Origin of the sequence: Streptococcus sp. 1055, from assembly GCF_013276815.1 — a bacterium.
Classification (GTDB): domain Bacteria; phylum Bacillota; class Bacilli; order Lactobacillales; family Streptococcaceae; genus Streptococcus; species Streptococcus pseudopneumoniae.
Genome location: NZ_VMLT01000160.1, coordinates 1 through 6,926 on the forward strand (window position 1 = coordinate 1; position 6,926 = coordinate 6,926).

Genomic DNA, 6,926 nt, shown 5'->3' on the forward strand with positions numbered 1-6,926 from the left:
TGTTTTGAGCAACCTGCGGTTAGCTTCCTAGTTTGCTCTTTGATTTTCATTGAGTATAATACAAAAATCCGATGAACTTCACCGGACTCTCTTATTTTGAATTTTTGCCTGCTTTACGCTTTTCAGCAATTTCGGCTGCCTTTCGAGGCAAGACAATTTCCGTTATGTAAGCCGTCCCAAAACGCAGTACACCTGCAATAGGAGCAAAGACAACTACTAGATAGTTATAGAAGAAATCGCCTTTGAAGGCATAAGCTAGCGCTCCAATGATGAAAAATAGAACGACTGCCTGAATCACTGCTAATAAAATTACTCGTTTCATGTGACCTCCTGACTCTATTATAGCATGAGAATCATCAAAAAGCCGACTAAATTATTCAAAGCGTGAAGAGAAATACTGTAGACCAGACCTTTTCTGCTAATGTAAGCCAAACCCAAACTAAAACCAAGGCTAAAATAGACAAAAAATTGTTGCACATCACCTGGAAAATGAATCAAGGCAAATAGAAGACTAGATACCAGAAGAAAAATCAGGGTTCGTTTACTATTGTCCTGCTTAGGAAAGAGATAGCGTGCTAACATCCCTCTAAAAACAATCTCTTCCGTCAAAGGAGCAAAAATAACCACAGCAAAGAATGAGAAAAGTGGTTGAGACAAGGTCAAGTCTGTCGCTATTTGCTGATTTACTGAAGGATCATCTGGCAAGAAGAATTGAACGACCAGAGATAAGAACCAAACCAAGGCAGGAAGCCAAATAAATCGGTTAAAGCCGCTCTTCTCAATATAAACAGGAGCTTTCTGATACCATTTGTAAATGCCGTACACATATACTCCAGCCAAGACCACATAGAGTAGAGTAACAGCATAGGGTGAAGCGCCTAAAGCAAGCGACGCAGTCGCGAGCCCCTGAATAAAGCCATAGATAAATAAAAAGGATAGAAGGGCTAGAAGAATCCAGCCAAGGTTTTTAAGTAATTTCATAAATAACTCCTTTATTTGAAATAACGTTTTACCATAGGTAACTGCATCACATTGATATAAACATGGATGGCTCCTACAAGCAAGAAAGCTAGTAACTGAATCTCTCCTGTCAAGAAAGAAATGATAATAAGAAAAATATATAAGGCTGGTAAGACATATTGGTGTAATTGGAATAAAATTCGAAAACTCTGTTCCAAATTAGCCTGACGCTCCCCTTCATCATAAGAATTTATATAGTTCAAGACATCCTTTGGTGTAGCGAAAAATTCCAAATCAAACTGACGAACAATCGCAATGGTTTTAAAAAGAGATTTTTGAGCGACTAAGAATACCACAAAGAGTAAGAAAGAAAGGAAAAATGTTTGAGGGTTTGTATGCAATATAATCACCTCACTTAATGAAATAAAAATAGCCAATGGAATCGCTACACCTGTAATATTAAAAGCAATGGTTCCAAACTCAAGATTCCGGTACATTTGCACATAATAGGTTTCATTCAGATCGTCATCCATTTCCTCTTGATACAAGGAATGAAATTTTCTGCTTTTCTTTAAGAAATTGAAAGTCAAAAACATACTAATGAAACCTATCAGTAAACAAATAGCTGATATCCATGGCATCAAGGCTTTTACATCTAAAATAATTTCGTGGGATTCGACACGTGCCTTAAACATCCCTACAAACATGCCCAAGAACCCCCCCAAGACAATAGACATCAAAAATAACAATCTACGTTTCTTTTTCATATTCATTCTCCTTTTTCACTTGCTAGATTTTTGGATTTCTTTTCAATCCAGTCAACGACTGGGATAAGAGCAAAGTAGGCCCAGATAAATTGGTCGCTGTAATAGAGATCAAACCATCCTAGATTTGTTCCAATTAGTAGACATAGGCTGACTAATAGAGCTATGGCAACTACATAATAAATCACTTTATACTTGTTCATCACTCGTCCTCCTCCAAGCGAAATACCGATTCGACTGTTTCGTTGAAAATTTGAGATATTTTCAGGGCAATGATAATGGACGGGGTGTACTCATCCCGTTCTAGTAGGCTAATGGTCTGTCTGGAAACCCCTGCCAGCTTGGCTAGGTCGGTTTGATTGAGACCATCGCGAGCTCGAAGCTCTTTTAGACGATTTTTTAGTTGCATGTCACACACCTACTTTCCGTCAAATTCAACAGTTTGGATATCCTCAATGCGTTGTAGTTTGAATTTTTCTTTTCCTTTTTTATTAACACGACGTAGCTTGACCCATTCCTCATCAACATCCACAACTTCCCAGTTATCTGTTCCAAAAACTTGTCCAACGATTGTCGGTGTTTTCCCAATCAATTCTTTTAATAATCTTGACATTTCTTTATTTCCTTTCTGTTTTTGCTCAATTCTTTTGATTTTATTCTCTAATTTCTTGACCCTTTGGGTATGATAGAGATAAAACATAATCACAAGAGGTACAAATCCTAATGCCCACATAATCGTTCCCTGCTCCTTTTCTCTTAACTTGCTTATATTGTAACACATCTTTTTCTTTTTGACAAGCATATTTGTCAAAAAGTTTATGATTTTTGTCATTTTGCAAAAGAAAAAGGTCAGGAGTAAGGTCCTGACCAGTTTTTCTACTATTAAAAGCCTAATTTTTCAAAGATTTCTGAAAAGTTTTGGCTGATTGTCTCAAGTGACACTTGCACTTCTTCTCGGGTTTGGTTGTTCTTGACTGTCACTTGTCCGCTTTCGACCTCGCTCTCTCCTAGGGTGATGAGGGTCTTAGCCGCAAAGACATCGGCTGACTTGAATTGAGCTTTGAGCTTACGGTTGAGGTAATCGCGCTCTGCTTTGAAACCTTGTTGGCGAAGAGCTTGTACCAATTCCAAGGCCTTGATATTTGCTCCTTGACCCAAGACTGCGATATAAACATCTAAGGCGTTTTCAATAGGGAGGGCCACACCTTGCTTTTCAAGAATGAGAAGCAAACGCTCTACACCAAGTCCAAAACCAAAGCCAGCAGTTTCAGGGCCTCCAAAGTAAGAAACCAAACCATCGTAACGACCACCCGCACAGACTGTCAGGTCATTGCCCTCAATCTCAGTGATAAACTCGAAAATGGTGTGGTTGTAGTAGTCCAGACCACGCACCATATTGGTATCGATGATGTAGTCTACTCCAAGATTTTCCAACATCTGACGGACGGCATCAAAGTGGGCTTGGCTTTCTTCATCAAGGAAATCCAAGATAGACGGCGCATTCTCCACTGCCACCTTGTCTTCTTTTTCCTTAGAGTCCAAGACACGGAGAGGATTTTCCTCCAAGCGACGTTGGCTATCCTTAGACAAGGTCTCCTTGAGCGGTGTCAAATAGTCAATCAAGGCTTGACGGTAGGCCGCACGGCTCTCAGGATTTCCCAAAGTGTTAAGGTGCAATTTGACACCTTGGATGCCGATTTCTTTCAAGAAATGGGCTGCCATAGCGATGGTTTCCACATCGGTAGCTGGATTGCTAGAGCCAAAACACTCAACACCAATCTGGTGGAACTGGCGCAAACGCCCTGCCTGTGGACGCTCATAGCGGAACATAGGGCCCATGTAGTAGAACTTGCTTGGCTTTTGCACTTCTGGGGCGAAGAGTTTATTTTCCACATAGGAACGGACAACGGGCGCAGTTCCTTCTGGACGGAGGGTAATATGGCGGTCACCCTTGTCATAAAAGTCGTACATTTCCTTGGTTACGATATCCGTTGTATCTCCGACAGAGCGACTGATAACCTCGTAATGCTCAAAAATGGGCGTGCGCACTTCCGCATAGTTATAGCGCTTGAAAATTTCACGGGCAAAGCCCTCAACGTACTGCCATTTGGCAGACTCAGCAGGTAAAATATCCTGCGTTCCTTTTGGTTTTTGTAATTTCATAGGGAATCCTCTTTAAACTTAATAGTCTTATTTTACCATAAATAAAGGGATTAAAACAGTGAGAAAAAATTAGGATTTAGATATCATTTTTGAGATTAATAACTGTCAAAAGAATAGCCAGCAAGGAAAGACCAACAAATAGCATCCAAGTCAACTGTATATTCCATACAGCTATAAGTGAAAAACAAGCTGTTCCCACAGGTATGGATAAGGTAAACAATAAACCTAAAAAATTACTGGTACGAGCTAGAACCTCTGGAGCTAGATTTTTCAGGAGCATGGCACTAATCTTTGGTTGAACTTTACCAGACACATACAGAGTTGAACATAGAAATAGTAAACCAAGTACGACTTGATTGAATAAATTAGCTAGACCAACTAGACTGAGTCCTACGGTCACCCACATCATCAATCTAGGCAAGGACTGCTTCCCAAAATAATCATTGCCCGTAAGGCTACTGATGATGATTGCTAACAAAGCACAGAATTGACTGATAAATAATGCCTCTGTGTAAGAAAAGTCCAAAAGAGAATGGCTCAAAAAGAAGATGTTATAGATGCTTCCTAAAGCGCCACCCAAGGCATTGATAAGCAAGACAGCAAAGAGCATAAAACCAAAGTTTTTCTGTCCACTTTTAAGAAAAACGAGACGTAAATTTCGGTAAATTGTTAGGAACTGGTCTTTGATAGAAAGCTTCTCATTTTTTAGGTTTTCACCATCAGCAGATGACATTGACAGGCTCAATTTGCTTTTTCCTAAAAAGAGAACAGAGGCTGATACTAGGAAAAAACAGGCATTGATTCCCGCAACGAGGGAAAAATTGTTGACCGATAGCCCTAAGAGCCAGACTCCGAAAGCTTGACCACCAATAGCTGAAATATAGGTGATGAATTGGGAAAAAGAGTAAGCCTCCATCAAATCATTTTCAGCTACTTTTTCCTTAATAAGAGGCATGCGCAAGCCACCTGCAAAATCACTGATGACATCACTAATGACATTGATTAAACACAGGCTAGAAAAGGCAAAGAGACTAGCTTGCTGGACAACTAGGGCTGCCAGAAAAAATAAAACCGCCTGAAACAAACCGCTATAGACCATCCATTTGACCTTGTCCCTTGTGTAATCTGCCCGAATCCCTACAAAAACTGTAAAGAGAGTCGGAATAATCATGACAATATTCGCCATAGCAACAGCAAAGGAGGCCTGTGGCAGGGTCGATGCATAGACGATAAAGACCAGGTTGAAAATCGAAGCACCAAAAGCATTGAAGAAGCGTGACAAAGTCAAGAGTCGATAAGCTGGATTTCTAAACAATAGTTTCATAGATAATCTCCCTTCTTGTTCGAACTTCTATATGAAGTATGACTATAGTATAGCACTTAGAAATTTGAGAGGGAGAACTCTTGAATATATGCAACAAATAAAATGAGCAAAAAGAAACGATAAAACTGCTTTACTGACCTGAGAGAGCCCTACAGTTCTATCGCTTCAAATTTCAAATAATTTTCTTAGTTTGCAGATATTCAACAATCGGTCGTTTTTCTATAGTATTCGGCAGATTTATTACAACCAAGCATCTCAAAAATACGGACAGCATCTTCCATCTTTTTCTGACCTTCCTTGACTCTACCTTGCTTGCTATCAAAGAGACCTTCAGCCCACAAATAGACAATTCGGAAATAGGTTTCATTTTCATTGTAGAAATGCTCTTCGATAACACGTTTAAAATAAGAGGCATTGGTAAATTCTTCACACTCAATGCTGACTAAAAAACCATTCAATAGTATAGTGTGAAAAAGGTTTCGATTGCCAGACATTTCCATTAGGAAATCAGATTTACGTACCATCTCTCTAACATACCTAGTGAAAAGAGAAACAGATAGAAATGGTGAACTGACTGAAAATAAATTGAGTTCATAGATTCCCCAAATCTCGGTAGAAAACAGGTAATCATGAAGGACTTTCCCTTCCTCTGCTGTTAACTCTACCCTTTCATCCAGACTCTTCATATAAGACTTGATAATAATGGCATTCAGAATATGTTTCTGTTTGTTTTGAGAATGCGCATGCTTTTGATACTCCTTGCGATACAAGTCCTCAAGCGGTGCTATATTCTTTGGATCCAAGACATCTATGATTTCTTTTCTCAACTCAGAATCTGTATCATACTGAAAACCTCTCGCCAGAAAGAGGATTTCCTCTACACTGGCAGATATATTTTCTAGGGCAAATAAAAACTTTTCCACCGAAAGCTCACTCTGACCAGTTTCAAAGCGAGATAACATAGACGGCGAAAATTGTCCCCCAGTTGCTTGTCTCAGCGAGATATTTCTTGACTCTCGTAATTGTCTAAAGACTTTTCCAATCTGCTCCATAGGCATCCCCTTGATTCCGTATTTTCTTCATTTTATCATATTTTTCAGAAAATTCATCAAAAACTTGCCAAATTGTCAGAATTATGAGAAAATAGAGGATATTTATCACGTGGAGGGACTGTAATGAGAGAGGATATCAAAATCAATGACCGCGCTTTGGCCTTGCAAGACCAAATTATCGAAAAACTAGAGAAGGTTTTTGATACAGATGTGGAATTGGATGTTTACAATCTAGGGCTGATTTATGAAATCAATCTGGATGAAACAGGTCTCTGTAAGATTGTCATGACCTTCACTGACACAGCCTGCGATTGTGCCGAAAGCTTGCCTATCGAAATCGTGGCAGGTCTGAAACAAATCGAGGGTATCGAAGATGTCAAGGTTGAAGTTACCTGGTCGCCTGCTTGGAAGATTACACGAATCAGTCGCTACGGCCGTATTGCCCTTGGACTACCACCTCGTTAATACTCTTCAAAAATCTCTTCAAACCACGTCAGCGTCGGCTTGTCGTAGATATGGTTACTGACTTCGTCACTTCTATCTGCAACCTCAAAACAGTGTTTTGAGCTGACTTCGTCAGTCTTATCTACAACCTCAAAGCAGTGCTTTGAGCAACCTGCGGCTAGCTTCCTAGTTTGCTCTTTGATTTTCATTGAGTATAAA

General features: G+C 39.7%; 10 protein-coding genes and 1 pseudogene. 1 reads left to right on the forward strand and 10 read right to left on the reverse strand.

The window, feature by feature from the left end; all coding sequences use genetic code 11:
* Positions 1-91: 91 nt before the first annotated feature.
* From HT699_RS11240 to rgg, 9 genes are all read right to left on the reverse strand, one after another.
* On the reverse strand, positions 92-322 hold the full coding sequence (locus HT699_RS11240; protein WP_166730674.1) for a hypothetical protein: 231 nt from the start codon (positions 320-322) through the stop codon (positions 92-94).
* Positions 323-339: 17 nt separating this feature from the next.
* Entirely contained in the window at positions 340-981 is a 642-nt protein-coding gene (locus HT699_RS11245; RefSeq protein ID WP_000771243.1) for a type II CAAX endopeptidase family protein, read from the reverse strand.
* Between the two features lie 11 nt (positions 982-992).
* Positions 993-1,727, reverse strand: coding sequence for a DUF3169 family protein (locus HT699_RS11250; protein WP_000730279.1), 735 nt, complete (start codon positions 1,725-1,727; stop codon positions 993-995).
* Between the two features lie 2 nt (positions 1,728-1,729).
* The gene (locus tag HT699_RS11255) at positions 1,730-1,927 is read right to left on the reverse strand and encodes a hypothetical protein (RefSeq protein ID WP_050253606.1); all 198 of its coding nucleotides are present in this window, start codon (positions 1,925-1,927) and stop codon (positions 1,730-1,732) included.
* Entirely contained in the window at positions 1,927-2,133 is a 207-nt protein-coding gene (locus tag HT699_RS11260; protein WP_001176227.1) for a helix-turn-helix transcriptional regulator, read from the reverse strand. Before HT699_RS11260 ends, HT699_RS11255 begins: the two co-directional genes overlap by 1 nt.
* Before the next feature lie 9 nt (positions 2,134-2,142).
* Positions 2,143-2,607, reverse strand: a complete 465-nt coding sequence (locus HT699_RS11265) for a hypothetical protein (RefSeq protein WP_138701476.1) — start codon at positions 2,605-2,607, stop codon at positions 2,143-2,145.
* Positions 2,607-3,887: a histidine--tRNA ligase gene (gene hisS, locus HT699_RS11270; protein ID WP_138701477.1), complete on the reverse strand. Its 1,281-nt coding sequence runs from the start codon at positions 3,885-3,887 to the stop codon at positions 2,607-2,609. Before hisS ends, HT699_RS11265 begins: the two co-directional genes overlap by 1 nt.
* 76 nt (positions 3,888-3,963) lie before the next feature.
* Positions 3,964-5,211 carry a hypothetical protein gene (locus HT699_RS11275; protein WP_023935381.1) on the reverse strand — a complete coding sequence of 416 codons (1,248 nt, stop codon included), beginning with the start codon at positions 5,209-5,211 and terminating at the stop codon, positions 3,964-3,966.
* Between the two features lie 200 nt (positions 5,212-5,411).
* Positions 5,412-6,263, reverse strand: a complete 852-nt coding sequence (gene rgg / locus HT699_RS11280) for a quorum-sensing system transcriptional regulator Rgg (protein ID WP_023935383.1) — start codon at positions 6,261-6,263, stop codon at positions 5,412-5,414.
* Positions 6,264-6,386: 123 nt separating this feature from the next.
* On the opposite strand from rgg, the gene HT699_RS11285 reads away from it, so the two are divergent.
* Complete coding sequence (locus HT699_RS11285) at positions 6,387-6,728, forward strand: metal-sulfur cluster assembly factor (protein WP_001206380.1); 342 nt, start codon at positions 6,387-6,389, stop codon at positions 6,726-6,728.
* On the opposite strand, the pseudogene HT699_RS11935 reads toward HT699_RS11285, so the two are convergent.
* Positions 6,725-6,926 (reverse strand): annotated as a pseudogene (locus HT699_RS11935) (hypothetical protein); the annotation flags it as partial. The gene HT699_RS11285 and the pseudogene HT699_RS11935 sit on opposite strands and share 4 nt — an antisense overlap.